Origin of the sequence: Marinobacter sp. BW6 (assembly GCF_008107725.1) — a bacterium.
Lineage (GTDB): Bacteria > Pseudomonadota > Gammaproteobacteria > Pseudomonadales > Oleiphilaceae > Marinobacter.
Genome location: NZ_VIRN01000041.1, coordinates 1 through 389, shown reverse-complemented (window position 1 = coordinate 389; position 389 = coordinate 1). Strand labels below are relative to the sequence as shown.

The window sequence follows — 389 nt, the reverse complement described above, 5'->3', positions numbered from 1 at the left end:
ATTCCAAGGGCAACGTCGACAACGACGCCACGCTGGAGATCTACGGGGCCATGGCCGTCGCGCAGGCGGAGGCCGGCGCCCACATGCTCGGCCCCTCCGGCATGATGGACGGCCAGGTCGCCGTCATCCGCCAGGCCCTCGACGAGGCCGGCCACCAGGACGTGTCGATCCTGGCCTACGCCGCCAAGTACGCCTCCGCGTTCTACGGCCCGTTCCGCGAGGCCGTCGACTCCCAGCTCAAGGGCGACCGCCGCACCTACCAGATGGATGCCGCCAACCGCCGCGAGGCCATGATCGAGGTCGAACTCGACCTGGCCGAGGGCGCCGACATGGTCATGGTCAAGCCGGCCATGAGCTACCTGGACGTGCTTGCGGACGTGGCGGCCATG

The 389-nt window shown here is 69.4% G+C and carries 1 pseudogene; it reads left to right on the top strand.

The window, feature by feature from the left end:
- Positions 1-389, top strand: a pseudogene (locus FMN52_RS04220) (porphobilinogen synthase); the annotation flags it as partial.